Origin of the sequence: Glutamicibacter ardleyensis (genome assembly GCF_014644555.1) — a bacterium.
In the GTDB taxonomy this organism is placed as follows: domain Bacteria; phylum Actinomycetota; class Actinomycetes; order Actinomycetales; family Micrococcaceae; genus Glutamicibacter; species Glutamicibacter bergerei.
Genome location: NZ_BMKX01000012.1, coordinates 1 through 12965 on the forward strand (window position 1 = coordinate 1; position 12965 = coordinate 12965).

Here is a 12965-nt window from a genome sequence, read left to right on the forward strand (position 1 = left end):
GAAAAGCTCCCCAGATGTGGTTACTGATTTCTCAGTCCAACATTTGGGGAGCAGTTCAAACGCTAGGGGTTCCTCTCGTTTAACTAGGTGCCAGCCTGACTGACAGGGAGTCGGAGGATCAAAGCGGGGCATTACCCGAAAGTTCGTTATGTGCGGTGGAAGCAAATAAGGCCTTTTCTACTTGACATAATCAAAAATATCGGCTCTCAATCTACGAGGGGTGAACGTAGTTGCGCACCGAAATCGCTAGACGCAACAGGGCGAGGGCTTGTTGATCCGCGAATGGCGGATTTGCTCATCTTCAACAACTTTGAGCATTGCAATCCACCGTTACTCTTCGGAGCCCTGTACCAAATTCTTTGACCACGAATCGAGCAGTTTTCGGAGTTCCTTTGGCTGAACCTCGCTGACCCTCGACTCACTCATCGCCAGTCCGAACGCAGCCCAGCGCAGATCCATATTCTCGGTGCTCACGAGGCAACTGTCCGCGTCGGTCTGCTGGATCTGAAACCAGCGGCCGATCAATGGCTCCAGTTTTTCGACGCTGGCGTGAATCCGAGCGCTAACCCCGGGATGGCCGCTCCGGCGCAGTCCAGCTCGTACAAAACCAGCCGCATCACCACCGGGCACTTGTTTGGGCGTAAACCGCAACGCCCTTGGTGAGGGGTTCTGCGCACGGTCCACTCGAAAGCTGCGCCAATCATCGCGATCCAGATCAAAGGCCACCAGGTAGTAGCGGTTGCCCACGTTCACCAGCTGGGCCGGTTCTACTCGGCGTGAACTTGCTGCTCCCTTGGCATCCTTGTAGTCGAATGCGATTCGCTCATGATCGCGGCAGGCCTGGGCCAAAGCCACCAGTACCGCCGGATCCACCGGATCCGGTGCGGAGGATTGGGAATTGAGCGGGACGGTGCTCGTGGTCAGTGCCTGCGCCCGCTGCCGCAACCTGGCTGGAAGTACCGGCACGATTTTTCCCATTGCCCGCAACGCGGCCTCGGCTAGCGTGGAAGATCCTGCATGAACGGTGGACTGCAGCGCGACTACCAGTGCCACGGCTTCCTCGTCGTCAAGCACCAACGGTGGAAGCGCGGTGCCGGAAACCAACTGGTAGCCACCGCCGACGCCACGATCAGCCTGCACCGGATATCCCAGTTCGCGCAGCCGGCCAATGTCCCGGCGAACGGTGCGCAAACTGACACCCAGGCGTTCGGCGAGCTCGTCTCCGGACCAATAACGATGGGTCTGCAGCAAGGAGAGCAAACGCAAAAATCTGGTGCTGGTACTCATGCAGTAAGTCTGCCTTGATTTAGGACAAAAACTGGCACTTATCACTCATATTCTGGGTATTACCAGCTGGAAATACCGGCTGCAGCTTATGCCAGGAGGCAATTATGAGCACCATGGCCATCACCAGCACCACCCTGAGCGGCGAGCGCGCCGACCTGTTCCAGGCCCTGGCCAATGCCCGGCATTTCCTGCGGTTCACTGTCCAAGGTTTGACCGACGAGCAAGCTGTGCAGCGCACTACGGCCAGCGAGCTGACCCTTGGCGGATTGATCAAGCATGTGAATGCCGTGGAAGAGCAGTGGCAGAAATTCATCGTCAAGGGCCGAGCCGCCATGGCCTGGGACGGAGCGGATTTCAGCCAGATGCCACCAGAAGCATTCGAAGCCTTCCACAACGAATTCCACATGCAGTCCGGTGAAACCTTGGATGCGCTGCTGGAAAACTATGCGCAGATTGCCGACCGCACCGATGCACTGCTTGCTCAGGTAGACCTGGACACCGTGCATGAGCTTCCGTCGGCTCCGTGGTTCGTCGACACCCACTGGTCGGTACGCCGCACCTTGCTGCACATCATCTCCGAAACCACCCAGCATTGTGGGCATGCGGACATCATCCGCGAATCATTGGACGGGCAGAAAACGATGGGCTAGCACGGGATACCACCTCACCTCGACCTATCGACAATGTCACCGTACGGTGACATGATTTGAATATGAAAAGCCCATCGTTCACAGCCGCCAGCTTGGCAGACAAGATCCGCACCCAGCGCGGTGCTCTCGGCCTGACTCAAGCTGCATTGGCCAGTTCGGTGGGTGTTTCGCGCAAGTTCATCGTTGACCTGGAATCTGGAAAAGAGACGGTGGCTCTGGGGCTGGTTCTCAAAGTCCTGGAGACGCTTGGTTTCGAGGAGCCCGGACTGCGCTTGATACGCGACCGGGGTGCTGAAATAGCGCGCGACTTCCAGCAGACTCTCCATGCACAGGACTACGAATATGCGCTACGTCTTGTGAGTGAGTATTGCGCGGAGTCCATAGAACAAGGCCATCCACTTTTGGACAAGTCGCCGGCCTTGGAAGACGCTCAGTACCAGGTGACGCTGGCAGCACTAACTCAGTGGATTGCGAATAAAACTCGGACTCCAATCCCGCAGTGGGCCGCAGACATCACGCGTCCAGCGGAGCCTGTTTTCCTATTGGAAAAGTTGTATCCAGTAGGGGAAAAGATGAAGGAGGTTATCCGCGCTGAAACTCCTAGAGAACTTCAAGAGCTGAACGTTTGGATACGCGAACGAAGCTTAGGAACAACATGAGTGGAGCAGGGATAAGAAGATTCCAAGTCGTTGAGTTGCTTGTAGAACTCGACAAGCGCATGAATGAACGTGAACTCACTTTGAGTATTAGAGTCGTCGGGGGCTCAGCACTGCTTCTTCACGGTCTAATTGATCGTGCTACGGAAGATATCGACGCCTACTATTCGCACCAAGCCGAAGTGGAAGAAATCATCGGAGCAATGGCTAAGGAGTTCGGGCTGCCTAAGAAATGGCTGAACTCGAGTGCAGCTGCGTTTATCCCCGACAATGCCGGCTGGACAGCTGCTCCAGATTCGGTTCTTGCCCACGTCAAGTTGGCAGATTTACCAACATTGACCGCCATGAAGCTGGCAGCTGAACGTGACAAAGACATTCTTGACTTAGGACATTTAGTCAACGCTTTGGGACTCAACGACCCAAGCGAAATACTCGACCTCGCCTACGAAAAGTACGGAGAAGATTCGATCCCTCTATCCCAGGGACGGGCCAATTACGAGATCGTCGCAGCAGAAGCCCTAAGTGCAGCGCGACGTTTCAAGGCCAGCAAAAACTTCTAACCGCCGATGTAGGACATTTCGATACGCTTGCGATTGCCCGGGGTCAGCGCCGCGCGCAGCTCCGAGTAATTGTCATCGCGTTTGCGCCAGTGGCCGGTCAACGCCTTGGCCAAGTCCTCATCGCTGATCCCGTCACGCATCAGCTGGCGCAAATCATAGCCTGAGCCGGCGAACAGGCAGGTGTACAGCTGACCTTCGGCCGAGACTCGGGCCCGCGAGCAATTGCCGCAGAAGGCATTGGTGACACTGGAAATTACCCCGATTTCACCGGCTCCGTCGGCATAGCGCCAACGGTTGGCTGTCTCGCCCGGTTCGGTTTTGGTGACTGGTTCCAACGCCCACCGCTTGTTGATCATGGAGACCACTTCAGCAGAGGGGAGCACCTCGTCAAGCTTCCAGCCATTGGTGGTGCCCACATCCATGAATTCAATGAAGCGCAGGATGTTCCCGGTGCCACGGAAATGCTCGGCGAGGGAAAGGATCTCGCTATCATTGACGCCGCGCTTGATGACGGTGTTGATCTTTACCGGTCCCAGACCGACATCGCGAGCCACCTCGATAGCTTCCAGCACCTTGGAGACGGGGAAGTTCACATCATTAATGGCCTTGAACTTTTCATCATCCAGCGAGTCCAAGGAGATGGTGACACGGTCGAGCCCGGCCTCTTTCAGAGCAGGTGCGAGCACCGGCAAAGCTGAGCCATTGGTAGTCATCGCTAGATCAACGCTCTGACCCTCCGGGGTGCGCAGCTTGGAGAGCATTGCCACCAGATCCACGATGCCACGGCGCAGCAATGGCTCTCCACCGGTCAGGCGCAGCTTGGTCACGCCAAGGGAAACCGAAATGCGAGCCAGACGTTCAATCTCTTCGAAGCTCAGCAGCTCCGAGCGCTCACGGAATTGGAAGTCACGGCCGAAAATTTCCTTGGGCATGCAGTACACGCACCGGAAATTGCAACGATCCGTAACCGAAATCCGCAAGTCATGCAGGGGGCGTGAACGGGCATCGAGGATGTCCCCTGCTAATAGAGATTTCATACTTCACAGCTTAACCCGGTTAGGGTCTTAAACGATAGGCAGTCGTCTGAAAGTGCAAATCAGCAAGTAAAATTAGCCGGGAGCACGGTGGACGGTTGTAGCATGGGCTCAAAGCACAATTTCTGGAGAATTCATGCGCGTACGTTGGCCGTTGGCCCTCCGATGCACGGTGCTCGTCACCGCGACCTCGCTGGCCCTGACCGGCTGTTCGGCGAGCAATAAGGCAGCCGGAGATTCCATCACCATTGCCGCAGCGGCCTCTCTGCAGGGTGCCTTCGAGCAGATCTCCGAAGAATTCGCTGCAGTACACCCGGAAGTGCAGATCACCAGCATCAACTACGACGGTTCCTCGACGCTGGCCACACAAATTCTTGAAGGCGCCAATGTGGATGTCTTTGCCTCGGCTGACGAACGAAATATGTCCGAGGTGACGAAGGCCGGCCTCGGCAAAGATCCGGTCATCTTCGCCAGCAACACCCTGGTAATCGCGGTGCCACAAGAGAATCCGGGGAACATTGAATCCCTCGCTGACCTTGCCAACGCCACCACCGTGCTTTGCGCACCACAGGTACCATGCGGAGCGGCTTCGCAACGATTGCTCAAGGCCAGCGGCGTGGATCTCACCCCGGCCAGCCAAGAACAGAATGTCACTGCGGTGCTGCAGAAGGTAGCAGCGGGTGAGGCAGATGCCGGACTGGTCTACGCCACCGACGTGGGGCAAGATCAAAGAGTCGCAGCGATAGTGCCGCAGGGGGCAGAGGACATCGTCAATAGCTACCCAATTACTACGCTGGGGGACAACCCCGAGGCGCAGACATTCGTCGACTTCGTGGTCGGCGAGCGCGGCCAAGCGATTATGGCCGAACACGGCTTCGGCACCGGTCAGGCACATGGCTAGCGATACCGGCGTGCGAGTTCCCGGGTTTGCTATCGCCCCGGCACTGTTAGGTGTGGCTCTCTTGGTACTGCCGCTGCTGGCTTTGGTGGGACGCGCCAGCTGGTCCACACTCATCGCCGATGCCACCAGCGAGGTAGCGCTTTCCGCACTCTGGCTGAGCTTGCGCACCGGGGTGGCTGCTACCGCGCTGTGCGTATTGCTCGGTGTGCCGCTGGCGGTGCTAATGGCCCGCAGTTCAGCCCGGGTGGCTCAGCTGCTCCGCGCGCTGATTGCAGTGCCGTTGGTGCTTCCGCCGATGGTTGGCGGTGTTGCGCTGCTCTTCTTATTTGGGCGCACCAGCCCTATCGGCCAAGTGATCGATTCGCTGTGGGGAATCACCCTGCCCTTCTCTACCGCCGCGGTGGTCATTGCCCAAAGCTTTGTTGCACTGCCATTTCTCGTGCTCTCCGTGGAAGGCTCGCTACGCGCAGCTGGCAACGGCTATGAGCAGGCCGCCGCCACCCTGGGCGCCGGACGCTGGATGGTGCTCACCAAGATCACCTTGCCGCTGGCCGCACCGGGCTTGGTCGCCGGTATCATCTTGTGCTTCGCCCGGGCCATTGGCGAGTTCGGTGCGACCGCACTGTTTGCCGGCAATGCGCCCGGTGTCACCCAAACGATGCCGCTGGCCATCTACACCGCGTTTAATGGTGCCGGCACCGGGCGCGACTCGGCTGTCGCACTGTCTCTGCTCTTGCTGGCTACCGCAGTGGTGGTACTGCTGCTGGTGCGTGCTTGGCGTCCGGGGGCGCTGAAATGACGCTCAAGGTCCAGCTGCGCGTGCCGCGCACCGGATTCGACGTGGACGTTAAATTCGAGGTTCCCGCCGGCCGCACGCTGGCGATTATTGGCCCGAGCGGATCAGGTAAATCTACGATTGTCCATGCCATTGCAGGGATCCAGGAAATTACCGCCGGGAGAATTGAACTCTCCGGAAATGTCCTAGCCGATGCCGTGGCGCACCGTCCACCGCACCTGCGCGAAGTTGGCCTGCTGGGACAGGACCCACACCTGTTCCCGCACTTGGACGCCTTGAAGAACATTGCTTTTGGTGCCTGGGCCGGGGGAATGGATAAGTCCGTGGCCAAGGTCGCCGCCAGCGAGTGGATTGAACGGCTGGGACTTCAAGAAATTGCCACACACCGCCCCGAAGCTCTTTCCGGCGGTCAACGCCAACGCATCGCACTGGCCCGCGCACTGGCCGCCAGACCGAAGATCCTGCTCATCGACGAGCCCTTCGCTTCACTAGATGTTGAGGCGGCTATGGACATGCGCTCTTTGGTGCGCGAAGAGCTGGCTCGGACCGCCACCAGCGCCATCGTGGTCTCGCATTCGGCTGCCGACACCTTGGCGCTCGCCGATGATCTGCTGGTGCTTGAACGAGGCAAGATCATCCAGCGGGGCACCGTGGCCGAGGTCTTTGCCGACCCGGCCAACCGCTTTGTACGCGCTGTGGTGGCTACGCTGCCCGCGCACCCGATAAGCATTCAGGAAGAGCAACCATGAGCACCGCCAATGAACCCTTAGAACTCGAAGTACACCGTACGCGGCTACTCTCGCAGGTGGTGCCGGTGACCCCGCAGCGTATTGCGGTGGCTGGCGGTTTCACCGCATTGCATGGGGCGGTGCTGGCCCGGGATGTTGCTTCCGCGCACCCGCTGCCGTTGTGGGATAACTCGGCCATGGATGGCTATGCGGTGCGTTCGGCAGATGTCGCCGCTGCGCCGGTAACGCTGGACGTTATCGGTGAGGTGCCGGCCGGAAGCGGATGGGACCCGGTACTGGGTCCAGGCCAGTGCGTGAAGATCATGACCGGCGCCCCGATCCCATCGGATGCTGATGCCGTGGTGCGCATCGAAGATACCTCGGCCGCGGTTGAAGGCTGGGATGTGAAGACCGTGCAGGTCAATGTGCAGGTGTCTGCCGGCAGGAATATCCGCCGCAGCGGGGAAGACAAGAAAGCTGGGGAACCGATGGCCTATGCCGGCGAGGAACTGACCGCGGCCCGGCTTTCAGCGTTGGCAGCAGCCGGATCCAGCACGCTGGAGGTGCGCGCTATGCCCAAGGTGGCGGTGCTGATCACGGGAGCGGAATTGCGTACCCCCGGGCTACCGCTGTCCCGCGGGCAGGTCCCGGAAACCAACTCCTTACTGATGGCGGGGCTGCTGGCAGAGTCAGGAATCCAGGCAGCTACCGTGGTGCACTGTGTCGATGATATTGAAGCTGTGCGCGAGCAGCTGGCGATCCTTGGCGCGACCCACGATGCCGTGCTGAGTACCGGGGGCGTGGGGCCGGGAGCTTACGACGTGATGCGTCAAGCGCTGGAATCAGAACCCGAAGTGCAGGCGGTGCGGGTGAAGATCCGTCCGGGCCAGCCGCAGTGCGCCGGACGGCTGGCAGCCGGGGCAATGGTCTTCGCCCTGCCGGGCAACCCGGTCAGCGCCGCGGTGAGTTTCGAACTGTTCGTCCGTCCGTGCCTGCGTTCCATGCAGGGCCACCGCGAAGTGCTGCGACCCACCCTGCGTGCGGTTGCCGCGGTAGGTTGGCGCGCCGCCGCAGGACGCGTTCAGGTCATCCCGGTCGTTTTCGAGCATGGTGCGCAGTTGCGGTGTGCCCCCGCGGTCCAAGCGCAGAGTATTTCCCACTCGGTAGGCGGTTTCGGCGCGGCCCAGGGCTACGCCCTGGTTCCGGCTGGAATTACCCAGGTCAATCCCGGCGATGAGGTTGAAGTCCTGAGGATGGTTCCATGAGTACTTCGAAAGTGATCGGCTTCAACGCCCTGATTCTTGCCGGGGGCCGAGGCTCCCGGTTGGGCGGTGCGGGCAAGGCAGAACTGCCATTGCATGGCCAGCGTCTGGTTGACCGTGTGGTGGCAGCGACCCGCAAGGCCGGAGTCGCCCGAGTAGTCGTTGTTGGTCCAGACACTGCCGGGACCAAGGCCGATGCGGTGGTGCGTGAAGACCCGCCGTTTGCCGGCCCCTTGGCAGGCATTGCCGCGGGGTTGAAGGAACTAAGCGGTGAAACCGCGAGCGAATGGACCATGGTCCTGGCCTGCGATTTGCAACGCCCGGTCGCGGTCGCCACCGCATTGACGAAGAACTTCGAGCAGCGGGACACTGACGGCCTGCTACTGGTTGACGCCCAAGGCCATACCCAATGGTTGGCTGGCATCTACCGAACCGCGGCTTTGGCTTTGGCATGCGAAGCACTCGGCGAGAACCTCGTCGACGCGCCGGTACGGCGCGCATTGAACCAGCTTCACCTGGCACAAGTTCCGGTGGATGATGAAACCAGCAGTGATATTGATACCCCGCAGGCGCTGGAAAGTGCCCGCCGCAACGAAAGGACGCGCATGGCACAGCACCTGCCACCCGAAGCATTGAACGAATGGCTGGAAGCCGCAGCCAAAGAACTGGGCCTAGATGCCGGTGGCGTAGATATCGCCACCGTGCTGGATGTTGCTAAACATGTAGCCCATGAGGTTGCCCGCCCTGCTGCGCCGTTAAGCACCTTCCTGCTTGGGCTGGCCATGGGCAACGGCAAGGGCGACCTGGACGGGCTCTCGCAGCAGCTGGTCTCGCGAGCCCACCGCTGGGCGGACGAGCATCCTGAAGGCATTGCCTAAGTCACGCTCCAGGTTATCCAAGTGCAGCTTTGAAAGCTGTCTGCAACTGGTTGCAACGATGCCGGCGCGATAGCGGCCGCATTCCCGGCTAGGATTCCTGGCGGTCTTCGTCCTTGGACTGAGCCTGGCCAGGGGCCAATTCTTCGGGCATGGTTGGCTTTTGCGCGGATTTTCTGCCGCGCCGCATCCAGCCCCAGAACACGATCACGGCGAGAACTACAAGCGCTGCAACATCAACCATGGGGCTCGATAGCGCAGCGCTGTTTCGCTGCAGCCAATCCTGCACTCCAATTGGCACCAGCTGCGGTGCTGAAATCAGGCCGTTGGTCAGCCAGAAGATCACGCCAACCACGATGAGCAAGCTGCCGGTGAGTATTGAAACGACGTGCAGCTCGCGGCCGAAAACCTTCGTGGTGCGGCCGCGCAGGTTGCTGCGGCCGTTCGCGCCGAGTCGATTCCAGATGCGCGCCAGGACGAACATCGGCACCACCATGCCAGCGCCGTATACAGCCAGCAGCACGCCCCCGGACACCGCGTCGCCCTGGACAGCGGCCAAGGTGAGCATTGCGCCGAGGATCGGTCCAGCACAGAAGCCCGAGACGCCGCCGACAGCACCCAAAGCCAAGGTCTTGAGCAGGCCCTTGCCTCCGCTGGCGCGATGTTGCAGCTTGGAGAATCCGGGAATCCAACGCGAAAGGTCGAATCCGAATCCAGCGAAGTATATGATGCCCATGGCAATGAGCATCAGCGAAGCGATCAAGACGATCAGCTCCCGCTCGGTAGCAAGGAACAGCCCCACTGCTCCCACGCCCAAGCCTGCCGGCACCAGGACCAGGGCGAGGCCGAGGTAGAAAACCAGCCCGTGGAGATACAGGCGGGGCCCACTTCCCACAGTGGAGGCGAAGAATGCCGGCAGCAGCAGCGCACTGCACGGGCTGAGCAGCGCCAGCATGCCTCCGAGGAACGCTGAGAGCAGGCCGATATCCATTAGCTTGCGTCCTTGGCAGCCAAGGCGGCCTCGATCTTGTCGATGAATACGCTCTTGGGCTGGGCGCCCATCACAGGTTCGCCATCAACCAGGAATGCCGGGGTCGAATAGACTCCCAGCTGCAGGCCGAGCTGCGCATTGGAATCGATCATCTTTGCGGCTTCCTCGGACTTCACGTCGGTGGTGAACTGCTTGGTATCCAAACCGAGATCGGCAGCGAGCTTGGCCAGCGATTTTTCGCTCAAGCCCGAACCCTTGCGGCTTTTGCCGTCGGCAAAGAGCTCGTCATGGTATTCCCAGAACTTGCCTTGCTTTGCCGCCGCGTAGGAAGCCAGCGCGGCCCGCTCCGAATCATCGCCGAAGATGTTCACATCGCGCCATTCTACTCGGACCTTGCCTTCTTTGGCGTAGTCAAGAATCAGTGGCAGGGTTTCGCTAGACCACTTTGCGCAGAACTTGCACTGGTAGTCAGAGAAGACCACGACTCCCACTGGTGCATCAACCGGACCGGCGGCCAGCAAATCATCGGGTGAGCGCAGCTCGAACTGAGAAAGATCAGGGGCTTGCTCCGTAGCGTCCGCCGGGGTTTCAGTCTGCTGGCTGATTGGCTGGTCCTTCGGCGTGGCCGGCCCATCGGAGTTGATATCGCCCAGGTTCAAGGCAACAAATACCAGTGCGGCGATGGCCGCCAAGGCCATGGCCAAGCCGATCCAACGCCGTTTCGGCTTCGCTGTGCTGCTGTTCTCCATGTGTTCTCCCTGGTGTCCAGACTCTGCGGAGCCTGCGCCTGCCGCAATCTTCTTTGAACCGGCAATTGGTCTTGATTGCACATTTAATAGCTATTGGTGATGGGCGTTTTCATAGAACTTAATGCCCAGTTGACGATCATTGTATATGTTGGTTCTATGTGTTTTACATGAGGTCTCAGTGGAACTGGCCTCGGCGGTGGATCGCGGCGGAACGGGCTTTTCCCGTACAGGATTTTCATATGAAATGGCCCTGCCAGGAACCCGGTCTTTGCCGGGACCACGCATCCGGAGCCTTGGCTCCGGATCAGCGCTAGTGCCAGCAGGGGATTCAGTTAGCCGGTGCTGGTGATTTCGCAAGGAATGGGTGGCGCAACGAGGCGATGGCGCAGACGGTCCAAGTTGAGAGCAGCAGAATCCAGGCTCCAATTCCTACTGCCGAGTATCCGTTGCTCTGCAGGCTGTGTCCGAGGTTCAGCGCGCCAAGGGACAAGGTTCCCACTGGGAAGGTAAGAGCCCACCATCCAGGGGAGAACGACATCTTGTTGGCTATCCCGAAAGTTGTTGTGGAGACGGCGAAGATTACTACTGGGATCGCTGCGCAGAGCATCACGATGCCGTAGACGTTGGCGACTGCCTGGATGCCAGGCATTGCTTCTGGCAGGATGAATCGGTGCATCTGCGAGCTAATTGCTTGCGCTGCTGCGGTGGACTGGCCGACTACTCCCAGCGGAATCCAAGAAGACGCTGACAACGCGGCGGGAATGCGATCCACGCGTGCATGGTGGCAGTAGGCCGCGGCGAAAATGATGATCCCGAGCATCAGGGAAGTTACGAAGCAGAAGATCAGGACGGCCAGCAGAGTTGCTGCGAGAACCGGCGAGTCGAGCTTTGCAATAAACGGTGCGCCACAGGTAGCCGAGACCATGAGCGGAACAACTGCCAGGCCCCACGCCGGGCGCGGCTCAGCATTCCGGCGCCGTATCAGCGCCAAGCTGAAACCGAAGGTGGTGATTAGGCCAAGGGCCGTACCGATAACCCAAAGCGCGCCGTCGACTCCCCATGAGACGGTGGTGAACTGTGGTGCCCAGTCAGCAAGCACCGTGGCGGTGGCGGATCCAATGGAGAGGATGCCCATCGAAACCATGCCCCACGCGGAAGCTCCCACACCATGCATCGAAGCTGCCCATGCGCCGGTGGTGCGCAAGCAGCGGATGGCGAAGCCGATCGTGAAAATTACCGCAAACGCCCAGCCTGCCACGAGAAAAAAACGGGCCAGATCGGCGCCGAGAGTTGTTTGGCCGGCATGCAGCTGGGTTAGCGTGCTGGCAATTCCCGTGCCCATGACCGCTCCCCACCAGGCAGGTCCCAAAGGGAAGCGTGGCGAAGGGTTGGTTGTGGGAACAATGAGCTTTGTTTCTTCTATCGTGGGGTTCATGTTTCCCAGTATTCTCCGGCCAATAACATCCCGGTAGACGCCAATCTTGCAGGATGGCATATGCTGTGGATATGTCGGATTGGCCTGAGCTCAGTTCCCTTGAAGTGCTAGTGGCAGTTGCTGAGCATGGAAGCTTGTCCGCTGCTGCGCGCGAGCTGCACATGGAGCAACCCAATGTCAGCCGTTCCATCTCACGTCTTGAACGGCGGCTGAACCTGGCATTGCTGCGTCGCTCGACTACGGGCTCGCGCTTGACGCCTGAGGGTTTGCAATTTGTCGAGTGGGCGCGTGAATTGCTTAGCTCTGCGGACTCGCTGATGCGCAACGCGCGGGCTTTGGGCAATGACAACTTTGGCGAGTTGAAAATTTCTGCCAGCCAGACCATTGCCGAGCATTTGCTGCCACGGTGGCTTTCATCATTGCGTGTTGCCCTGCCGAATACTCAGATCAGTTTGCGGATAAGCAACACAACCGATGTCCTGAACGAATTGCACACAGGCGTATGCGGTCTCGGATTTGTCGAAGGCCCGGTTGCCAAAGAATCAACGCATTCGGCATTTGTGGGAGAAGACCGGCTGGTGCTCGTGGTGGCTTCCTCGCATCCGTGGGCGGACAGGGACTCGGTCCAGCCTAAAGAAATCATGGATTCCTGCCTCATTGCCAGGGAATCAGGCTCGGGGACCCGGAAAGTCCTGGACGAGGCGCTGAAGGCACCGGTTGTCCCGCGCATTGTGTTGGAAAGCAATGCCGCGGTGCGAGTTGCCGTGCTTTCGGGAGCCGGTCCGGCTGTGCTAAGCCGCTTTGCGGTAAGCGATGCGGTGGCAGCAGGCACGCTTGTCGAGCTGCCCATTGACGGGGTTCAGCTCCAACGCCGGCTCAGAGCGGTATGGACCGGACCTCGGCAGCTGACCGGGGCCGCTGAAAAACTAGTTGGCATCGCCATAGCCAGTTCGCGCACCATCTAATTGGTGCCGCAACGCCAAGCTTTCGCCATGGGCCTGTTTCCCGGCAAACCTGGAATAGGCCTATAGCCCCGGCGCC

Annotated in this window: 14 protein-coding genes; 9 read left to right on the forward strand and 5 right to left on the reverse strand. The window is 59.7% G+C overall.

Features of this window, described 5'->3' with window-relative positions:
- Nucleotides 1-330 precede the first annotated feature (330 nt).
- A complete protein-coding gene (locus tag IEX04_RS16895; protein ID WP_188687292.1) occupies nt 331-1287 on the reverse strand; it encodes a helix-turn-helix transcriptional regulator in 957 nt (318 codons plus the stop codon).
- A 104-nt stretch (nt 1288-1391) separates the two neighbouring features.
- On the opposite strand from IEX04_RS16895, the gene IEX04_RS16900 reads away from it, so the two are divergent.
- From IEX04_RS16900 to IEX04_RS16910, 3 genes are all read left to right on the forward strand, one after another.
- Entirely contained in the window at nt 1392-1937 is a 546-nt protein-coding gene (locus IEX04_RS16900; RefSeq protein WP_188687293.1) for a DinB family protein, read from the forward strand.
- A 62-nt stretch (nt 1938-1999) separates the two neighbouring features.
- On the forward strand, nt 2000-2596 hold the full coding sequence (locus IEX04_RS16905; protein WP_188687294.1) for a helix-turn-helix domain-containing protein: 597 nt from the start codon (nt 2000-2002) through the stop codon (nt 2594-2596).
- Complete coding sequence (locus tag IEX04_RS16910) at nt 2593-3153, forward strand: DUF6036 family nucleotidyltransferase (RefSeq protein ID WP_188687295.1); 561 nt, start codon at nt 2593-2595, stop codon at nt 3151-3153. Before IEX04_RS16905 ends, IEX04_RS16910 begins: the two co-directional genes overlap by 4 nt.
- Here the strand turns inward: IEX04_RS16910 and moaA are convergent.
- Entirely contained in the window at nt 3150-4190 is a 1041-nt protein-coding gene (moaA, locus tag IEX04_RS16915) for a GTP 3',8-cyclase MoaA (RefSeq protein ID WP_188687296.1), read from the reverse strand. The two genes, IEX04_RS16910 and moaA, sit on opposite strands and share 4 nt — an antisense overlap.
- Nucleotides 4191-4323: 133 nt before the next feature.
- Between moaA and modA the strand changes: the two genes are divergently transcribed.
- Genes modA through IEX04_RS16940 form a run of 5 tightly spaced genes read left to right on the forward strand, consistent with a single transcriptional unit; the run spans nt 4324 to nt 8752 of the window.
- On the forward strand, nt 4324-5088 hold the full coding sequence (modA, locus tag IEX04_RS16920) for a molybdate ABC transporter substrate-binding protein (protein WP_188687297.1): 765 nt from the start codon (nt 4324-4326) through the stop codon (nt 5086-5088).
- On the forward strand, nt 5081-5887 hold the full coding sequence (locus IEX04_RS16925) for an ABC transporter permease (protein ID WP_105677926.1): 807 nt from the start codon (nt 5081-5083) through the stop codon (nt 5885-5887). The genes modA and IEX04_RS16925 overlap by 8 nt, the downstream gene beginning before the upstream one ends.
- On the forward strand, nt 5884-6633 hold the full coding sequence (locus IEX04_RS16930; protein ID WP_188687298.1) for an ATP-binding cassette domain-containing protein: 750 nt from the start codon (nt 5884-5886) through the stop codon (nt 6631-6633). The genes IEX04_RS16925 and IEX04_RS16930 overlap by 4 nt, the downstream gene beginning before the upstream one ends.
- Nucleotides 6630-7877 (forward strand): molybdopterin molybdotransferase MoeA, encoded by a 1248-nt coding sequence (locus IEX04_RS16935; RefSeq protein WP_188687299.1) that lies wholly within the window; start codon nt 6630-6632, stop codon nt 7875-7877. Before IEX04_RS16930 ends, IEX04_RS16935 begins: the two co-directional genes overlap by 4 nt.
- Nucleotides 7874-8752 carry an NTP transferase domain-containing protein gene (locus tag IEX04_RS16940; protein ID WP_188687300.1) on the forward strand — a complete coding sequence of 293 codons (879 nt, stop codon included), beginning with the start codon at nt 7874-7876 and terminating at the stop codon, nt 8750-8752. The genes IEX04_RS16935 and IEX04_RS16940 overlap by 4 nt, the downstream gene beginning before the upstream one ends.
- Before the next feature lie 88 nt (nt 8753-8840).
- Here the strand turns inward: IEX04_RS16940 and IEX04_RS16945 are convergent, their stop codons facing one another.
- The 3 genes from IEX04_RS16945 to IEX04_RS16955 all read right to left on the reverse strand — a co-directional run bounded on the left by IEX04_RS16945 (nt 8841) and on the right by IEX04_RS16955 (nt 11924).
- Nucleotides 8841-9740 (reverse strand): cytochrome c biogenesis CcdA family protein, encoded by a 900-nt coding sequence (locus IEX04_RS16945; RefSeq protein WP_013347853.1) that lies wholly within the window; start codon nt 9738-9740, stop codon nt 8841-8843.
- Nucleotides 9740-10489, reverse strand: a complete 750-nt coding sequence (locus tag IEX04_RS16950; RefSeq protein ID WP_013347854.1) for a DsbA family protein — start codon at nt 10487-10489, stop codon at nt 9740-9742. The genes IEX04_RS16945 and IEX04_RS16950 overlap by 1 nt, the downstream gene beginning before the upstream one ends.
- Nucleotides 10490-10817: 328 nt before the next feature.
- Complete coding sequence (locus IEX04_RS16955) at nt 10818-11924, reverse strand: TDT family transporter (protein ID WP_188687301.1); 1107 nt, start codon at nt 11922-11924, stop codon at nt 10818-10820.
- Between the two features lie 71 nt (nt 11925-11995).
- Between IEX04_RS16955 and IEX04_RS16960 the strand changes: the two genes are divergently transcribed.
- Nucleotides 11996-12889: a LysR substrate-binding domain-containing protein gene (locus tag IEX04_RS16960; RefSeq protein ID WP_188687302.1), complete on the forward strand. Its 894-nt coding sequence runs from the start codon at nt 11996-11998 to the stop codon at nt 12887-12889.
- Nucleotides 12890-12965 lie beyond the last annotated feature (76 nt).

Bases quoted from the DNA above. Each gene is read 5' to 3' on its own strand.
- IEX04_RS16895 (WP_188687292.1), bottom strand. From the start codon at position 1,287: ATGAGTACCAGCACCAGATTTTTGCGTTTGCTCTCCTTGCTGCAGACC.
- IEX04_RS16900 (WP_188687293.1), top strand. From the start codon at position 1,392: ATGAGCACCATGGCCATCACCAGCACCACCCTGAGCGGCGAGCGCGCC.
- IEX04_RS16905 (WP_188687294.1), top strand. From the start codon at position 2,000: ATGAAAAGCCCATCGTTCACAGCCGCCAGCTTGGCAGACAAGATCCGC.
- IEX04_RS16910 (WP_188687295.1), top strand. From the start codon at position 2,593: ATGAGTGGAGCAGGGATAAGAAGATTCCAAGTCGTTGAGTTGCTTGTA.
- moaA (WP_188687296.1), bottom strand. From the start codon at position 4,190: ATGAAATCTCTATTAGCAGGGGACATCCTCGATGCCCGTTCACGCCCC.
- modA (WP_188687297.1), top strand. From the start codon at position 4,324: ATGCGCGTACGTTGGCCGTTGGCCCTCCGATGCACGGTGCTCGTCACC.
- IEX04_RS16925 (WP_105677926.1), top strand. From the start codon at position 5,081: ATGGCTAGCGATACCGGCGTGCGAGTTCCCGGGTTTGCTATCGCCCCG.
- IEX04_RS16930 (WP_188687298.1), top strand. From the start codon at position 5,884: ATGACGCTCAAGGTCCAGCTGCGCGTGCCGCGCACCGGATTCGACGTG.
- IEX04_RS16935 (WP_188687299.1), top strand. From the start codon at position 6,630: ATGAGCACCGCCAATGAACCCTTAGAACTCGAAGTACACCGTACGCGG.
- IEX04_RS16940 (WP_188687300.1), top strand. From the start codon at position 7,874: ATGAGTACTTCGAAAGTGATCGGCTTCAACGCCCTGATTCTTGCCGGG.
- IEX04_RS16945 (WP_013347853.1), bottom strand. From the start codon at position 9,740: ATGGATATCGGCCTGCTCTCAGCGTTCCTCGGAGGCATGCTGGCGCTG.
- IEX04_RS16950 (WP_013347854.1), bottom strand. From the start codon at position 10,489: ATGGAGAACAGCAGCACAGCGAAGCCGAAACGGCGTTGGATCGGCTTG.
- IEX04_RS16955 (WP_188687301.1), bottom strand. From the start codon at position 11,924: ATGAACCCCACGATAGAAGAAACAAAGCTCATTGTTCCCACAACCAAC.
- IEX04_RS16960 (WP_188687302.1), top strand. From the start codon at position 11,996: ATGTCGGATTGGCCTGAGCTCAGTTCCCTTGAAGTGCTAGTGGCAGTT.